The following is a 17,915-nucleotide window of genomic DNA, read 5'->3' as shown; positions in this document are numbered from 1 at the left end:
GTGACAATTTTTTTGCTTATAAAGCCCTCTATCAAGGTATTTTATAGCCTGTTTTAAATAAAAGTTTTTACAATACGTTATAACGAAAGGGGGTGAAGAGATGAAAACCATCATTATTGCATGTGGGGCTGGGGTAGCGACCTCCACGATTATTGTCGACCGGGTGAACACACTTTTACGGGAAAATAATATTCAAGCGAAGATTATCCAATGCATGATTGGCGACATTGACGGCCACGCAGACAGCGCCGATGTCATTGTCACTTCTATGAAACTGGATAAAAAGTATAACGCACCTGTTATCATGGGCCTGTCTTTTATTACGGGGATCGGGAAAGAAGAAACAGAAAAAGAACTTTTAGATTACCTGGGTTAAGGGGTAGTTAGTTAAAAATAAGGGGGAACCAGGATGGATTTTATTGTTGATATTTTTGATTATATTAGCAATCTCGGGTCAATGGTAATGATTCCAATTATGATTATGGTGGTGGGGCTCCTGTTCCGGCTCAATATCCTGAAAGCGATTCGTGCCGGTATTATGGTGGGAATTGGATTCGTAGGGTTGAACCTGGTACTCACGATCATATGGGATTATGTAGGGCCAGTAACAAATATCTTAATAGAAAGATTTGATTTAAACTTATCTGTCGTGGACGCCGGCTGGGCAGCGGCAGCAGGGGTTGCATTTGCAACAAAAGTTGGGGCAGTTATTATTCCCTTTATTATCCTTATCAACTTTTTAATGCTATTGTTCAGACAAACTAAAACGGTCAATATCGACATCTGGAATTACTGGCACTATGCCTTTACGGGTGCCGTCATTATGACCGTGACGGATAATTTCTGGTATGGCCTATACGGAGCAGCGGCCCATGCCATTATCGCACTGAAGATTGCTGATATTGCCGCACCAAGAGTACAGCAGGTTATCGGGATTCCTGGCATCTCAATTCCACAAGGCTTTGCTGTCACAACCATTCCAATCTATCTCCTCTTAGATAAACTATATGACAAAATTCCTTTTATGAACAAACGAAAAATTGATACAGACGCTGTCCAGAAAAAATTAGGTGTTTTAGGTGAACCGTTAATGATTGGCTTTATCCTCGGAATCCTCCTCGGTCTTGCTGTTGGATACGATGTTAAAAAAGTGTTGGAACTAGGCATTTCAATGGCCGCCTTAATGCTGTTATTGCCAAGAATGGTGAAGGTCATCATGGAAGGACTCGTGCCTATTTCAGATGCTGCCAAGAGCTTCCTTGAAAAGAGATTCAAAGGTTCAGAGTTTTATATTGGTCTAGACTCTGCTGTCACACTAGGTCACGCCACAACGATTACAGTGGCCATCTTGCTGATCCCTATTACACTCGTTCTGGCTATGATTCTGCCATTAAACACTACGCTTCCTTTTGGGGACTTAGCGGCAACTGCTTTCTTTATTGCCATGGCTACACCTATTCACAGAGGGGACATCTTACGTACCTTAATAAGCGGTACAATTGTGATGGCGATTATCCTGCTGATTGCTAGCTACTTCGCTCCAATCATCACGGAATCGGCTGTTAACACAGGTTTTGCGTTCCCAGAGAATGCAACGAAAATCACTGCACTTTCGGCAGGGAATCTGATCGCTTTAATCCTTTCTTTACTGGCAAAGATTAAAATTGTTGGTGCCATTCTAATACTCGCAATTGTCGCTGGAGTATTAGCGATTTTCCGCAGCAAAAAATCTACTAAATCAACAGGATCATCAATGGAGGTATAAACATGACTTGGTTAAAAGATGTAATTGGTACAGAGAAGGCAATTATTGCGATGTGCCATTTTCTTCCCTTACCTGGAGACCCTTATTACGATAAAGAAAAAGGGATGGAATATGTAGTGGAAATGGCAAGAAAAGATCTCCATGCCCTCCAGGATGGCGGAGTTGATGCTGTCATGTTCTCGAATGAATTCAGCCTGCCTTATCTGACGGATGTAAAGACAGAAACCGTAGCCGCCATGGCTAGGATTATCGGGGAATTGAAGAAGGAAATACAAATACCCTTCGGCGTAAACGTCCTCTGGGATGGCAAAAAATCACTCGACCTTGCCGCTGCAACCGGTGCGGTATTTGTAAGGGAGATTTTCACAGGCGTATATGCCAGTGACTTCGGCCTATGGAATACCAATATCGGGGAGACTAAACGCCATCAGCACTATCTTGGTGCCGAAAGCGTTAAGCTGCTCTTTAATATTGTTCCTGAAGCTTCCCAATATTTAGCTGACCGTGATATTGAATCGATTGCTAAAACAACGGTATTTAATAACCGCCCCGATGCCTTATGCGTTTCTGGACTAACTGCAGGAGCTGAAACAGATGCTCAACTTTTAAAGAGGGTAAAAGCGGTCGTGCCAGAAACTGTCGTTTTTGCCAACACCGGGGTTCGTCTTCACAATCTTCGCGACCAACTCTCAACGGCTGACGGTGCTGTAGTTGGAACCACCTTTAAGTATGATGGGAAGTTTGAAAACCATGTAGATCCAAAACGTGTAAAGGAATTTATGGACGAAGTGAAGCGATTCCGGTCTGCTCTTTAGGAGTGAATAGCATGAAAATATCACCATCCATTGCTTCTGCCAATCCTTTACGATTAGAAGAGGAAATCAAGCGTCTCGATCATTTTGATGACATTCACATTGATATTGAGGATGGAAATTTCATTCCAAATATTACATTTGGAATGAAAACCATCCATGCTTTGCGATCCGTTACCAATAAGCCTTTTTCCTTTCATTTGATGGTTACCAATCCGTATCAATATTTGGATGAAATTTTCCGCCTTAGACCTAGCATCCTATTTGCCCATGCAGAGTCCCTCCCATATGTCAGGGAATTTATTGGACGGGTAAAAGGGAGCAACATCAAATGCGGACTGGCATTTAATCCAGCGACACCCGTTGAGCCTTATCTGTATCTACTAAAAGAATTGGATGCTGTTTTAATCATGACGGCAGAACCAGATGGAAGAGACCAAGCTTTTATTGAGGAAATGCTGGGTAAAGTAAAAACCATACATGAAAAGCAGCCACCCCTAAACATCTGGGTGGATGGAAATATTTCACATGAGACTTTACCTGATTTAGAAAAGATCGGGGTAACCACCGCAGTAATGGGAAGGGCAATTTTTAACTGAGGTCTAAGGATAGTAAACCAAGTATTACGAGGAATTGAATTGGATGAATAAGGATCTGACACTCATGGATTGTTAAAAATAAATATGGTTTGCCTATCCTTAAAAAAATGGATAACCTTGTACATTAGCTATTGTACAAGGTTATTTTTCTACGATTTTGAATACTGATTTTATATTGGAGGCGCTGTTAGCATTCATTGTTGATTTTCGTGCAGGTACGAGGATTCGTAGGCGGAGTTTTTCCGTTTATTTCTTCAACATAAAATCAGCCTAAATAAAGGGGAAATGAAAAACGAGGAAGATATATATTATAGTGAATAGACTGTACATCTAATAAAGAGATTAGAAGAATTAGGCTTGCCCTATGAAGATTGGCATTTTCTTCTTCTGCAGGGAGGGCCCTTTGCTTTCTGAAATTCATCGCAATCTAAATTTCTGAAAATTAAAAATTGTATTGACAAATAAACTGTGGTCTGCGAAATTAATTTTATAGACTATATTCTCTTTCATTATAAACAACCTAGTCAGTCCTATAAGGCAGCAACGACTAATTGTAAGCGTATACATAATTCGGAGTGGGAAAACCCAGAAGCATGTATTACAAAATAAATAAATGAATCCTTTGCCAGGGCCCACTGCTGCTAATAGGCAAATTCAGATATTCGAGAAGGCTTATAAACTGATAGTAATCGTATGGGAGGAAGATTAAACATGTCCATTTCAAAAGAACTATCCTATATGTCTGTCGCGGAATTATCGGCAAATATATCGAGTAAGCAATTATCACCTGTCGATGTGATAGAGGCGGTTAGCAAAAGAATGTCAGAAAGAAATTCCAGTATAAATGCTTTTGTACATCTAGATCTGGAAGGAGCCATGGCGCAAGCAAAAAAGGCGGAAAAAATGCTAATGTCCGGCGAAACAACCGGTCCCATGCATGGAATTCCTACAGCCCTTAAGGACTTATTCGATTTTAAGCCAGGCTGGCCTTCGACCTTTGGCGGAATTCGGGCATTAAAAGATAACATTGCTGCATTTTATTGCACCTATGCTGAACGGATGGAACGAAATGGCGCCATCCTTGTCGGCAAAACGAATAGCCCAGTTATGGGATTTAGGGGCACATGTGATAACTATCTATTTGGCCCTTCACGCAATCCTTTTAATCTCTCAAAAAATACCGGTGGTTCTTCTGGCGGCAGTGCAGCATCTGTTGCAGATGGGCTGCTTCCGATTGCCGAAGGGACCGATGGCGGAGGCTCCATTCGGATTCCCGCTGCCTGGTGTGGATTATATGGATATAAGGCTTCTTACGGGCGAATTCCGTTTGTATCTAGACCAAATGCTTTTGGCGGGATCAACCCTTTCCTATTTGAAGGGACCTTAACCCGGAATGTCGAGGATGCTGCCATTGGTTTGTCAGCGTTAGCAGGATATGATCCAAGAGACCCATTTAGCTTAGAGGAGAATGTCAACTATAGGTCTGCCTTAACAAAATCAATCAAAGAAATGAAAATTGCCTATAGCCCTGACTTTGATGTTTTCCCTGTCGATCCAGAAATTGCCCAAACCGTCAGACAGGCCGTGAGAGTATTTGAGCAAGCAGGTGCCCATGTGGAAGAGGTCAAATTTGGCATAACGAGGGACCAACGTGAATTAAGTGATTTATGGTGCAGGTTAATCTTACCTTCTAATATCGATACGTTCGAAAACTTCAAAAATCAGGGAATTGATATTTTAAAAGATCACCGGGAGGATCTGCCTCCTCAATTTATCGATTGGTTAGAGAAAGGCTATAAAATGAATGTTCTTGATATGAATCGGGATCAGCATATGAGAACAGAAATCTATGACGCCCTTCAAAATATTTTAAAAGATTATGATTTAATTGTGACTCCTACAGTGGCGTCGTTACCGGTAAATAATGCAGAGGATGGCAACACCATGGGACCATCACAAATCAATGGTGTGGAAGTGGACCCATTAATCGGCTGGTGCCTGACTTATTTCACCAACTTTACGGGGCATCCTTCTGCTTCTATTCCCGCGGGCCTCTCAAAGGATCATCTGCCAATCGGAATGCAAATCATTGGCAGGAGATATGCGGATCTTGATGTGCTGGCAGCAAGTGCCGAGTTTGAGCGTCTACAACCATGGAATAGCATCTATGAAATTTGTAAAAACAGAAGCCTTGGGGCTACCACTTTAAAATAAAACGTCTGGAATCCGCAGTGACGGTTCTCATGGCTTTATTGCCATTGAACCGCCACTTTTAGTTATAACAGATACTCTATTGATGATAAAACAATCTTACATTATTTCAAAACATCCTTTACTCCATATGAAAAATCCTCCTTCTATTTTGGATATTTTCCGTATTAGAATGAGGATTTTATTTTTTTATTTAATAGGATATTAGTCCTTTTCCCAACTGGGACCTCTTTGGCTAAGATGTGAGACTGTACCTACGGTTCAAGGATGACTCCGCCTGCGACTCCTGACATCGCAATAATTTCAACAACCGTTGTGGTATTGGTAGCAGGATCTCCGTAATAGGCATCCAAGGAATCAATAAACCAATCAGGACCCTCTAATATGGTGTATCCTTTGCTTTCCAAACTAGAAATAACAGAGGAAACAACCTCTGATTTTTGGTGCGAACTCATCTGCATCCAATCCACACCAGTAGCGGTTGAAGGATCTGAATTGATCACTGGTTCTGCAGTGGCGGACGCCGATGTAGTTCCAGCATTACTTGCCGCGTTAGGAGACATATATTCTGAACCATCTGCAAGATATTCTTTCCCATAATGTCCACCAACGAATAAATGTTCTTTTTCACCTTCATAGGAATAGGTCATCTCATACTCTTCTGAGTCAGTCTTTAAATTGAGAGCATAAATAAAGCAAGTATATTTCCCACACTCCAATTCTCCGCCATTCTTTTTATTGGTTTCCCTTATGACTTCCACCGCATGTGCAAAGAAATCATACTGTTCCTTTTTGCTCAACGTATCAAAGGAGGCATCTAAATCTCCTTCAATATCATAACGAAAATCCTGCTTGCTCCATTCTGTATCGCGATTATATTTTAGATGTGATAGATAGGTAGATAAGGTCTTATCTGTTTCCAAGTCCTTAATTGTTTTATCCATTTGCGACTCTACAGACGTAACCACTCTAGCGTACTTCTCTTCCTTTTTCTTCGTTTCCATCGTCTTCTGAACGTCTTTTACCACAAAGAACAACAGGGCAATCGCAGCTAAAGTGAAAAGGATTATTTTTTTAGGGCTTTTTAGAATCTTTATCTCTCTCTGGTTTTGATTGTCTTGCATACTCTTCTTACTACCTCCGTCGTTCCTAATCAATAATTTTCATTTTATTATACCAAGAAAATTTCATCCTGTTTATTAGGATTTTGCAGGAAATAGCAGGTAAAAAGAATTTGTCAGTCGGCTAAAGGGTTGAGTGAGTATTGGTCTTTAAATGGTGTAGGCCGGTTAAAATACCCTATCTTTGATCCTGAGCAATCTTGCGGACCGTTGGGCAGTTTGGTTAGGTAATGGTGAGATTCTCTTTTAAACTGTTAAATAAACGTTTGTTTAATAACAGAAAGCGGTTCCTGTAATCCATGCAGTATCAAACTATTTATGATATAGTATATGAAAAATCCTATTTGGACCCTTAAATAGAAGAAAAATGAAGAAGTTATAAGGTAACGCATAAGTAAAGGAGGAATTATGAATGAGCAAGATCTATATCATACATGAAAATAGCGAATGGACCATTCACTTAACAAAAAGATTAGAAGAATTAGGCCTGCCCTATGAAGAATGGCATCTCGACGAAGGCTTGCTCGATTTGTCAGAACGCCCGCCAGAAGGCGTTTTTTATAATCGCATGAGCGCCTCCTCCCATACCCGCGGCCATCGTTTTGCGCCTGAATTGGCAGACAATGTCCTTTCTTGGCTGGAACGGCATGATTGCAAGGTGTTCAATGGAACCAGTGCGATTAACTTCGAACTCAGTAAGGTGAAGCAATATAATGCCCTCGAAAAAGCAGGAATTCAAACACCCAAAACGATTGCGGCCGTTGGCAAGGAACAAATTATTCGGGCAGCTGAAAAAATCGGGACTGGATCATTCATTACCAAACATAATCGGGCTGGCAAGGGATTAGGTGTGCAGTTATTTCAGTCCGTTGAAGCTTTAAAATACTATGTTAATAGTCCAGCTTTTGATGAGCCGATTGATGGCATCACCTTGATTCAGGAATATATTAAATCCCCGGATCAATCGAATGTTCGTTGTGAATTTATTGGCGGCAAGTTTTTCTATGCGGTTCAAGTAGATACGTCCGGCGGTTTTGAGTTATGTCCGGCTGATGCTTGCAATATCGGGGATCTTTTCTGTCCTGTGGGAGAAGAAGTGGAGCAAAAACCGAAGTTCCAAATCATCGATGGTTTTGATGATGCCATTATTCCAAAATATGAGGCGTTCCTGCAAGAGCATGGGATTGCTGTCGCTGGGATTGAGTTTATCAGGGATGAAACTGGAACGCTTTATACCTATGATATTAATACGAACACGAATTATAATAGTGATGCTGAAAAGGCGGCCGGGAAGTATGGGATGTTACAGTTGGCTGCGTTTTTAGGGGCTGAATTGGCGAAGCTATAGGGTGACTAATCCTCCTTGGCAAGAATTGAATCATTAATTTTTGCTAAGGAGGATAATCAATGGTTCAACAATCTTTTAACTTCTCTTTAATCCCGTCGAAACCAGTTGCTCTGAGAGAAGCACTTTTAATATAAGAGGCAGGAAACGTGCCAGCATGAATTTCTAACTAAAAAGATTGAGAAAAATCCTCCCTTTATGATAAATTGTTTCGGACGCATAATTTCCAAAAAACAACAATAAACATTCCAAAGGGTCTATGCAATCTTTCTTTAGATAATTACCTTGTTGGCACTAATGACAACTGAATTAGTGATGCAATTAGCAAACTAGTATCAAAAAAACTCAATTTTCAGGTCATAAGTTAAGGATTGCCCAGGCTCCAACATTACTAATGACCCACGTTCCTTTTCTACTTTTCTACCTTCTACATAACAATTGCCAGGCTCGATTCCAACCACATTTGTTCCAGCACCATTCATTTTCCATTGAGTGAATCTAGGTAAATTTGATACATCCCAAGAAAGCTTCATACTTAATGGAAAGCTGGTTTGATCAAAAGGATTTGGAAATCGTGGATTTGAAACAATTACATTTGCATATTCTTTTCCATTATCTTCCTCATATGTATTCAGATTTTCATGGTAATAAACCCTTTCTTGATAACCCACCCTCGGATAACCCCATTCATCATATCCTTCAATCGGTATTCCTTCATCCCGGGGAGTTATTTTATTCGATGGAAACGTAAACCCCGTTTCTTCATTAATAAAAGGAAAGCCAAAGTTAAAATGATAAAGAATCATATGAGGCCTTGATGTAAAACCAATATTTTCTACAGTGTCTTTCAAATAAATTGTATTCTCTCCAAGGAAAAATGTATATTCTCGAATAAGTCGTAAATATTCTCCAAATGCAGTTGTTTCTTCAACAACACCTTTTACTTTCATTCTATACTGATCATTTATCCATACACCTTCAGCTGTTATTCCTTTGGCTGCAATATGATGAACTCTCCCATGAAGTCCCAATTCTTCTCCATTATCAAAAGTTGCAGTTCCAACTTGAGTTAGTCCACACGTCATTAATAGGCCACCCACGGCAGTTCTTGCCCATTCCCCACCTCGAGCATCATAATAAGCTGGATGAATATCCCCGTTAGCTGATTGCCAACTAATCGGAACACCCATAAATTCAGCTAAGGATATATCCATTCCTCGCGACGGAGAAATTGCCAGACTAAGTCCACCTCCGGTCCGAACTTGTATCATTTCTACACCTGCCTCCGGACCTTCTTGATACTTCATTTTTCGCAAGCCGCCTATCTGTTCAAGCCTTCCAACATATTTTTCAATTTCTCTTCTTGTCCAATCCTTCCCATATAGTTTCAATCAGACTACCTCCATATCAAGATTATAGATATAAAAATTTGTAAAAATATTTTTCAAAAAGAAAAACAGCTAATCTAGACCCTCCAATTCTTCGATTAGCTGTTTAAAGTTCCATTCTTGAAGGCTATCAAGATTTTGGAACGTCTTTATTATTAGAAGCAAAGTGTTTTAAAATAACCAACGGTTCTCTTAAACTATGGTTTGCAATTACCACACCTTTCTTGGCAGCTTCTTCGCTAACAAAAAACTCGTCAGATGTCATTTGTCCGAAACGAATCATTTGAGCAGCTTCAGCATCATAAGCCCCGAATTTACCATGACCTTGAATAATAATACATCCATAGGCAGAGCTATCTTTAATTGTAGCAATTTGACCAGGCAGTACGGTTAGTTCTTTTGCGGCGATATATTCATTTCCATATGCAACCCATTTCTCTTCATAAATACCATCTTCACTTGAAGACTCTACCGGTGGCCTGAAATAGTGCTTTTTAAATTCAGGATCCGTATTTTTCTCCCAATCTAATAAGCTGAGAATAAAATCAACATCACGTTGCTTATCTTCTGGAACATTTTCTACTAAAAAGTCATATGAATAATGATCGGCACTTACCACATTCTCAAACACAGAGTTTACATCACTATTCAATTGTGGTTCGTATGTTAAATAGGAACCTGGTGCATGGATAATCCCCGCGGGAACATACCATCCTGTCCCTAATTGAATTCTAAATGCACGGGACAATTCTGTTATTCTATTATCTGTAGCTTCATATTGTAATAATCTTTCCTTTACCTCATCCAGCGTAACACTTGGGTCAAATCCAAAATAAGTAACTGGAAATTCCCCTCCATGATTGTTTAATTGCCGAGGGAAATAATAGGCTTCTGGTTTAGCCATCTTTCCAATAAGCTCAGCATGTTTTTGCATAAGGTGAATATGGTGGAATAGAGGAGTTTTATAATCGAAAAACTTGGCAAACATTGGCCATGTTCCATGCTCTTTAATTAATTGATCGCCAATTAAATCAGCACCCAATTCTTTTACAGCATCTTTAAATAGGAACCTACTGTTCGAATCGCTTCGTAAGGCCACATAGCTCAATCCCTCATCTTCTGGTGCATCGTCCCCATTTATAGTTTGGACAACTGAAGAAAACCAACGTTCCTTTATAGCTCCTCTTTTTAATCCAAATGGATAATAATCATCAGGATGTAATCGTAAACGAAAACCTGGTTCCCCAAATCGACGTGGAACAAAGTTAGGAACAAGGTTTAATATCCCTTCTCCTTCTTCAAAAGCTTGATGTACTAATTCATTAGACATCTTATATCCCTCCATATAAAGTAAGTTATATTAATTGGTCATCATAAATAACAATCATGCGTGAGATTTATACTTAGCCTTTAGTCCGTCTAATGTGATAGCAAATATAATAACAGAACCAGTTGCAACATATTGCCAATAGGAGCCAACACCAAACAAATCTAATGCATTACTAATCATCGAAAAGAAAAGAGCCCCTGCTAATGTACCAACAAATGATCCTTTCCCTCCTTGTAGACTGGTTCCCCCTACAACGGCTGCAGCAATAGTATTCAAATCATAACCGGTTCCCATATTCCCATTAGCTGAGGAAAGATACCCGGAGAGTATTACTCCTGTGAGTGCTGTCAATAATCCTAAAACCATATAGGAAAAAATAGTTACACGATTAACAGATATCCCTGCAGCTCTTGTTGCATTCAAACTGCTTCCGATAGATCTAACCAAGCGGCCGTATCGGGAACATTTAGATAGAAAGCTACATAAAAGAGTACATGCTATTAAAATGATAAAAGGAATTGGAATACCTAATAATGAACCCATTCCTACGTTAAGAATAATAGGAGAATTAACCATTACTACTTGCTCATTTGTAATCATAAATACTATCGATAGATAGACATACCCGGTTCCTAGGGTTGCAACAAACGGAGGAATTTTTAACCTCATAATTACCATTCCATTAATCAGCCCTAAAAAGATACCGCATAGCAGTGCGGCCAATAAGCCAACTACAACACCTGCAACTGGCATAAGGAATGCCCCAATAACTGCCGTCAAGGACACAATCCCTGGAACTGATAGGTCAATCCCACCACCCATTATTACAAATGTCATGCCTACTGCCCCAATACCAACAAAGGCAGATTGCCTTAAAACGCTAGTAAGGTTGCCAACAGTGCCAAAATGTTCATTTGATATAAAGAGAATAAGCCCAGTTAAAATGACAATCCAAACAATTGTATATTCATTCAAGAGTTTCAATAGAATTGATTTTAAGCTGGCAGTTTCTTTCACATCTTGTTCTGGACTTAGACCGTCTTCAACCAAAAAAGCATTCTCAGCTGCATTGAATTGTTTGATTTTTTTCATGTCCGTGCACTCCTCCTTAATAGCGATTTAATCAATTGCCGTCTAGCGCTATCAAGACTTAAAGCTCCAATCAGCAGTAAACCTGTTGCTAAGTATTGGAAGAAACTTGGGATATTTAGAATATCAAGAGCCGTACTAATTGAAGAGAGCAAGAAAGCACCGACTAATGTTCCCACTAAACTGCCTCGGCCGCCCTGCATACTAGTCCCGCCTAAAACAACGGCAGCAATGGCATTCATTTCAAGACCCATACCCATTGAGCCTGTAACATTCATCAATTGGGAACTAAGCATGACCCCTGAGAATGCTGCTGTTAATCCAACAATCCCAAACACAATGATTGTAATTCTATCCACATTTAAACCAGCCGCAACGGCTGCATTAGGATTACCACCTACCGCAGCAATATGTCTTCCAAACGGAGTATGCTTAAATATCGCCCACAAAACGATTAGAATAACAACAGCAATCATAATCGGTAATGGAATTCCAAGAATAGACCTAGTGTTGAAGGCACCAAAACTTTGATTTTTTATTAGAATAGAAACACCATCGGTATATAATAAAGCTGCACCACGAACAACTGACATTGTTCCTAATGTAGCAACAAATGCCGGCACTCTTAATTTACTAATTAAAACCCCATTCACAATTCCTATTAAAAAACCAACAACCAATGCAATTCCAATACTAGTAATAATGCCATGTGTCATCAGCATAGTGGCTACTACACTAGCACACAAAGCCTGAATCGAGCCAACGGACAAATCAAATACTCCCATTGCAATTGCAAATGTCATTCCATATGCAACAACAGCTAGAATCGCTGTTTCAACAATAATGTTTGCGAGATTATCTCCACTAATATAATTGGGGTTTAATATACCTACTACTACATAGAGGAGGACTAAAAATAGCAATACACTTAGGTTTTGTGCTTGTTGTGCTATTTTTAAAACACCGCCGTTACTGCCTTTTTCATTCTTCGTCCCTTTTGATATCGCTTGAGCATTAGCCATTCACTATCGCCTCCGTTTTTGCCCGACGTAAGGATGCAGCAACGATATTGTCCTCATTTAGATCTTTCTTTGAAATTTCTGTAACGAGATTACCAGCATTAAGTACAATACAGCGGTCAACTAATTGAACTATTTCTTGCGCTTCTGATGAGCTTACTACCACCGCAACACCCGTTGAAGCGAGCTCCCTAATAGCTTTATAGATTTCCATTTTGGCCCCTATATCGACCCCTCTTGTCGGCTCATTAAGTAGTAAAACCTGGCAATCCGCTGCAAGCGCTCTTCCCAATAATACCTTTTGCTGATTTCCGCCACTTAAGGTAACAATTCCTTGAGTGGGTCCAAAACAACGGATGTTAAAGAAGTTTTTCATATTTTTGTACATCGTGTCCTCATGGTCTTGATTAATGAGAAATTTATCTTTCACATTCTTTGGTTGACTGGAAAGTGCGATATTCTCACTAACATTAAAGTGCGGAATAATCCCTTCTTCTTTTCTATCTTCTGTCAGCATATAGAGCTTTGCTTGCAAGGCTTGTGTAGGATTATTAATTTTTTCCGCTTTTCCATTAATAATTATCTCACCAGATGATATAGTTTCGAGCCCATATAAAGCCCTTGTGAGTTCTCTTCTACCTGAGCCTATTAAACCTGCAATACCTACGATCTCTCCACTTCTAACATTAAAGCTAACGTTATGTACATATCTTGGAACGCTTAAATTTTTCACTTCAAATATAGGAGCAGAATCATTATTATGCTGATTTAAACTATCAGTGTCAGAAGGCGTTTCGAGCTTTCTCCCAATCATTAACGTTACTAATTCTTCCTCTGTTAATTCACTGGTTGGTTTAACAGCCACTCGGCGTCCATCACGAAAAACAGTAATACAATCAGTTAAATGAAAAATCTCATGTAATCGATGGGACACATATAAAATAGATCTTCCATCATTACGCAGTTCTTTTACTATTTTCATCAATCGGTCAGCTTCAGCCATATTTAAAGAGGCTGTCGGTTCATCCATAATAATTAGCCGAGCATTTTCAGCCAGTGCTTTCCCTATTTCAATCAACTGTTGGTCAGCAATACTTAATAATTCAACAGCTTGGTTAACAGATACACTCATTCCCAGCCTCTCTAGAATAGCTGCTGCTCTTTTTCTTGCAGTTGCCCAATCAATTTGACCTATTTTTCCCCTCGGCTCTCGTCCTAAGAAAATATTCTCAACTATTGATAACTGTGGTACAAGTTGAAATTCTTGAGAAATAACACTGATTCCAGATTTTTGGGAATCCAAAGGATTACGAAACTTAACTGGTTTACCATCTATTTTTAGCTCACCGCTAGTTTGTTGATAAAGTCCCGAAAAAATCTTAATCAATGTACTCTTTCCCGCTCCATTTTCTCCAACCAGGCCATGGACTTGACCTGGTTGGATCGCAATATCGACACCTTTTAATGCACGTACACCTGGAAATTCCTTAGTTATGCCTACAGCTTCTAGTAAAGGGGCATCTCCACTTTGCATAATCTCCCTCCGTCTCTACTCATTTCATCAAAGCCAATCAAAATTATTTTAGGAATTCTTCTATATTTTTAGAGTCTACTAATGTTGTTGGGACGTTAAACTCTTTTTTATCAGGGGTTGAAAAATCAATTTTCTCACCGTTGAGTAATTTCAATGCAATTTCAACTGATTTCTTACCCATATCAATTGGATGCTGTGCAATAGTTGCTAACATTTCACCGTTTTTAACAAGCTCTAGTGCATTTGCATCTCCATTAAAACCAATTACTTCTACTCTTTTATCTCCTTCTAAACGTCCTGCCTGCTTAAGTGCTTGTACTGCACCTTCAGCTTCTGGGTCATTTGCCGCAAAAATAACTTTAATATTTGGATTGGCTGCTAGCATACTTTGAGTTGCTTTAAAGCCACCATCCACCGAATCATCACCGTTAAGTTTTGAAACGACTTCAAATCCATTAAATTCTTTCAATTTTTCTACAAATCCTCTGACACGGTCTGCACCTACAACATTACCTGGATGAAGTTCAATAATTCCTACTTGTTTCTTTCCCTCTGTTGACCCTAAGAGTTCATTTATATACTCAGCTGCTAATGCGCCACCGCCTTCATTATCGGAAAGTACATAGGCATCATAATCTCCTTCAACACCGATATCACCTATAACAACTGGAATTTTCACATTATGTGCAGCATTAATTGTAGCTGGAAGAGCAGATGGTTGTGTTGGGGTTACAATTAACGCACTAATATTTTTATTAATTAGATTCATAGAACCAGATACTTGTGTTTCCTGACTGCCCTTTTGATCAGAAACAACTACTTCATAACCTGCCTCTTTCGCTGCATCCTCAATACCCTTTTGAAAACTCTGCCAGAATGGCTGCTTTAAATCCATAACCGAATAACCAATTACTTTATCACGTTCCTTAAATTTGGATGCGCTTTCTTTTGTGCTTGAACTAGACTCTTTTTCGGTACTTCCGGAGGTTTGGCTGTTGCACGCAACTAAACTTAATGCCAAAACAATTAATAGAATTAAGATTGAAAAAAACCTCATGTTTCCAAATTTCTTTTTCATACCCATTAATCTACGCATTCTCTTTCCTCCTATAAATAAAAATATATTGTTAATAAGGGAATAACCCTCAAATAAAACCTTAGTATGGTAACGTTACCACATAGTTTTAAAAAAAAACGACTTTGTCACTTTTGTTCAATTTGATCTAAAAGTGGATTGTCGTTTAATTAACTTTGGAACAAACTCAATATCTTTATGTGTCCGTTCATCAGAAGCCATAATATCAAAAAGTAACTGCCAGCTTGTATTACCCATAAGATAACCTGATTGGTCTATGGTTGATAGTTTGGGGTTAATATATTGCCCCATTGCAATATTGTCATAACCAATAACAGCAAGCTCATTAGGAATTGTAATGCCTAAGTTTTGTGCTGCTTGAATTGCGCCGATCGCCATAATGTCATTTGAGGCAAAAATACCATCTGGTCTATTTTTAGAAGATAGGAGTTTTAAAGCTAACTCATATCCGCCACTATATCGATAATCCCCCTGGTAAACTGCACTAGTAATCCTCATTCCGCTTCTTAGACCTTCCTTAATTGCTTGGAGAAATCCATTTTTTCTACCTAGTGCGGAAGGAGATAATTTGGGCCCAGATAAATGAACAATATTTTTACATCCAATATCTAAAAGATGTTGTGTAGCTACTTTTCCTCCTATTTCATTGTTCATCCAAACGGCACCACCAACTGGGTTATCGCGTCGGTCAATTACAACGAGCGGTACATTGCCAATCAGATTAATGATACTATTAATTTTACTTCTACTTCCAGCTAAAATAATGCCGTCAACTCGCATTTGGCGGAGTTTATCTAAATACATTTTCTCACGTTCTAAGTTCCAATCGTAATTACAAAGAATTGTTGCAAAACCATTTTGAATAGCTGAATCCTCAATTCCTCTGGCTATATCTGAATAAAATGGGTTAGCTACATCAGGAATCATCAGCCCCACTGTCTTTGTCGTGCCACTTACTAAACCGCGAGCAACCCCGCTTGGCGAAAAATTGTATTTTTCCATCGCCTTAAGCACTATGTCTTTTGTTTTTTCACTAACATATCCACTATTATTAATTACACGAGAAACTGTGGAGACAGCAACACCTGCTTCCTTAGCAACATCTTTAATAGTAGCCAAAAAAATCACCTATCATCAATTCTAGTTGTGGAAACGTTTCCTTAATTTGAATGATACCATCCTTTTCTAAAATGTCAACACGAAGAAATAAAATTATTTTATCAATAATTTTGATTACTTTAATTCATTCTCTGACCAATATTTTGAATCATTTAAAGATCAAGAATGCACTCAGGATCTTTGACTAGTTCCTAGAAATAAGCAGCAAAATCAATCAAAAAAGCACCTCAATAATCCCTCCAACAATCCCGCTAGCCTCATTAACAAATGCCTGAGCACGTTTCTGCTCCTCCAATCGCCCCACCAGCTCCTGATCAATCCTTAAATTCCGAATCTCCTGCCAATCCATCACCTCCGCTCTTTTATATTTTTTCAGAAATTCAATCATGTTCTCGTCCTCTTCCATATGACTCCGATTCAGCACAACAAGCGGCTTATTCGCATTAACCGCCTCCGCCACCGTACTCCACCCCGCCTTCGTAATCACCAAGTCCGACGCCGCCACAAAATGCTGAGACTCCGTATAGAACTTCGGAATCCGATGGACATTCTCCCTTCGAACCGCCACATTACTCGAAACCACAAAACAACAATTCGGACTATCCCATAAAGCCAAACCATCTAGCTCGTCCATAAACACTTTCATCCCCAAACCAAAATAAACAATCGTCTTGGAACCCTTTGGATCCATCCATCTCCTTAGCTCTTCCACAGCCCCTTGGTCACACCCCCGGGACACAAACCCAAACCCTCGATTCTCCCTGATGCCCCAACTCGGCTCATTACTTGCCGCCAAAGAAAAATGATAATCCATAAGAGAATAATATCCCCTCAGCGTCTCTAAGCGGTCCTCGTCCATCAATTGTTTATACGCCGTATACCAAGTAAAATTTGAAAGCCTGATAGACGGAATGCCCAACTCCTTTGCGGCCTTAAAAGGAAATGCCACAATATCAGATAAAATAGCGGCCACACCCCTGCGCCGGCAAAACTCCACTTCCACTCTTACTACGTCATCCATATTTTCCATATAAGCATGAAAAGCAAGATTCAACCCTTTAACATCCGGTTCTAACGAATTTTGTTTTAATATGTAACCAATATCCGTGGAAACCTCCCGAAACTCCACTCGCCCTTCATGGCCCAACGATTCCTTCATAAAGGCAAGAGCATAACTATGGCAAACAATCACCTTGATCTCATCCGATTGGGCCAACAGCTCCCGAATAATCGCCACGCTGCGAGAAGCATGACCAAATCCGTAATCAGAAATATAGTAACAAATGGTTTTCATCTGATCCCCCACTAACTCTGGTCTTCCAATAATCGCTGAAGAACCCTCGACAATATGAGTTAATTGTACTAGAAATCAGGTCCCGTTAAGCCACATTTCGATAAAAAAACCTATCCTTCTACACAAAAAAATAAAATCAATCGTTTAATTAAATTGCTTAAATTCCCCATTAAATAAACCCTGATCACGATTC

At 39.5% G+C, this 17,915-nt stretch carries 15 protein-coding genes; 6 read left to right on the top strand and 9 right to left on the bottom strand.

Annotation, left to right across the window (positions count from 1 at the left end; all coding sequences use genetic code 11):
- Window positions 1-100 precede the first annotated feature (100 nt).
- The 5 genes from NFS43_RS20325 (at window position 101) to NFS43_RS20305 (ending at window position 5,390) form a co-directional block, all read left to right on the top strand.
- Window positions 101-376 (top strand): PTS sugar transporter subunit IIB, encoded by a 276-nt coding sequence (locus tag NFS43_RS20325; RefSeq protein WP_251554628.1) that lies wholly within the window; start codon window positions 101-103, stop codon window positions 374-376.
- 33 nt (window positions 377-409) lie between these two features.
- Window positions 410-1,765 (top strand): PTS galactitol transporter subunit IIC, encoded by a 1,356-nt coding sequence (locus NFS43_RS20320; protein WP_251554627.1) that lies wholly within the window; start codon window positions 410-412, stop codon window positions 1,763-1,765.
- 2 nt (window positions 1,766-1,767) lie between these two features.
- Complete coding sequence (locus NFS43_RS20315; RefSeq protein WP_251554626.1) at window positions 1,768-2,580, top strand: BtpA family protein; 813 nt, start codon at window positions 1,768-1,770, stop codon at window positions 2,578-2,580.
- Between the two features lie 11 nt (window positions 2,581-2,591).
- Window positions 2,592-3,176 carry a ribulose-phosphate 3-epimerase gene (locus NFS43_RS20310; RefSeq protein WP_251554625.1) on the top strand — a complete coding sequence of 195 codons (585 nt, stop codon included), beginning with the start codon at window positions 2,592-2,594 and terminating at the stop codon, window positions 3,174-3,176.
- A gap of 711 nt (window positions 3,177-3,887) precedes the next feature.
- The gene (locus NFS43_RS20305) at window positions 3,888-5,390 is read left to right on the top strand and encodes an amidase (protein WP_277613984.1); all 1,503 of its coding nucleotides are present in this window, start codon (window positions 3,888-3,890) and stop codon (window positions 5,388-5,390) included.
- A 251-nt stretch (window positions 5,391-5,641) separates the two neighbouring features.
- Here NFS43_RS20305 and NFS43_RS20300 read toward each other — a convergent pair whose 3' ends face one another.
- Window positions 5,642-6,511 (bottom strand): hypothetical protein, encoded by an 870-nt coding sequence (locus NFS43_RS20300; RefSeq protein ID WP_251554623.1) that lies wholly within the window; start codon window positions 6,509-6,511, stop codon window positions 5,642-5,644.
- Between the two features lie 409 nt (window positions 6,512-6,920).
- Here NFS43_RS20300 and NFS43_RS20295 point away from each other — a divergent pair, with 409 nt between their 5' ends.
- Window positions 6,921-7,856, top strand: a complete 936-nt coding sequence (locus NFS43_RS20295; RefSeq protein ID WP_251554622.1) for an ATP-grasp domain-containing protein — start codon at window positions 6,921-6,923, stop codon at window positions 7,854-7,856.
- A 332-nt stretch (window positions 7,857-8,188) separates the two neighbouring features.
- Here the strand turns inward: NFS43_RS20295 and NFS43_RS20290 are convergent, their stop codons facing one another.
- The 8 genes from NFS43_RS20290 to NFS43_RS20255 all read right to left on the bottom strand — a co-directional run bounded on the left by NFS43_RS20290 (window position 8,189) and on the right by NFS43_RS20255 (window position 17,722).
- Entirely contained in the window at window positions 8,189-9,244 is a 1,056-nt protein-coding gene (locus NFS43_RS20290; protein WP_251554621.1) for an aldose 1-epimerase family protein, read from the bottom strand.
- Window positions 9,245-9,371: 127 nt separating this feature from the next.
- Entirely contained in the window at window positions 9,372-10,571 is a 1,200-nt protein-coding gene (locus tag NFS43_RS20285; protein WP_251554620.1) for a hypothetical protein, read from the bottom strand.
- 54 nt (window positions 10,572-10,625) lie between these two features.
- Window positions 10,626-11,663, bottom strand: a complete 1,038-nt coding sequence (locus NFS43_RS20280) for an ABC transporter permease (protein ID WP_251554619.1) — start codon at window positions 11,661-11,663, stop codon at window positions 10,626-10,628.
- Window positions 11,660-12,682: an ABC transporter permease gene (locus tag NFS43_RS20275; protein ID WP_251554618.1), complete on the bottom strand. Its 1,023-nt coding sequence runs from the start codon at window positions 12,680-12,682 to the stop codon at window positions 11,660-11,662. Before NFS43_RS20275 ends, NFS43_RS20280 begins: the two co-directional genes overlap by 4 nt.
- On the bottom strand, window positions 12,675-14,213 hold the full coding sequence (locus NFS43_RS20270; protein ID WP_251554617.1) for a sugar ABC transporter ATP-binding protein: 1,539 nt from the start codon (window positions 14,211-14,213) through the stop codon (window positions 12,675-12,677). Before NFS43_RS20270 ends, NFS43_RS20275 begins: the two co-directional genes overlap by 8 nt.
- Window positions 14,214-14,256: 43 nt before the next feature.
- Window positions 14,257-15,309, bottom strand: a complete 1,053-nt coding sequence (locus tag NFS43_RS20265; protein WP_251554616.1) for a substrate-binding domain-containing protein — start codon at window positions 15,307-15,309, stop codon at window positions 14,257-14,259.
- Between the two features lie 117 nt (window positions 15,310-15,426).
- Window positions 15,427-16,428, bottom strand: a complete 1,002-nt coding sequence (locus NFS43_RS20260; RefSeq protein WP_251554615.1) for a LacI family DNA-binding transcriptional regulator — start codon at window positions 16,426-16,428, stop codon at window positions 15,427-15,429.
- Between the two features lie 214 nt (window positions 16,429-16,642).
- The gene (locus NFS43_RS20255; RefSeq protein ID WP_251554614.1) at window positions 16,643-17,722 is read right to left on the bottom strand and encodes a glycosyltransferase; all 1,080 of its coding nucleotides are present in this window, start codon (window positions 17,720-17,722) and stop codon (window positions 16,643-16,645) included.
- Window positions 17,723-17,915 lie beyond the last annotated feature (193 nt).

It is taken from the genome of Neobacillus muris (assembly GCF_943193175.1).
Classification (GTDB): Bacteria; Bacillota; Bacilli; order Bacillales; family Cytobacillaceae; genus Neobacillus; species Neobacillus muris.
The sequence above is the reverse complement of the archived record's forward strand: the minus strand, read 5'-3'. Positions and strand labels throughout refer to the sequence as shown.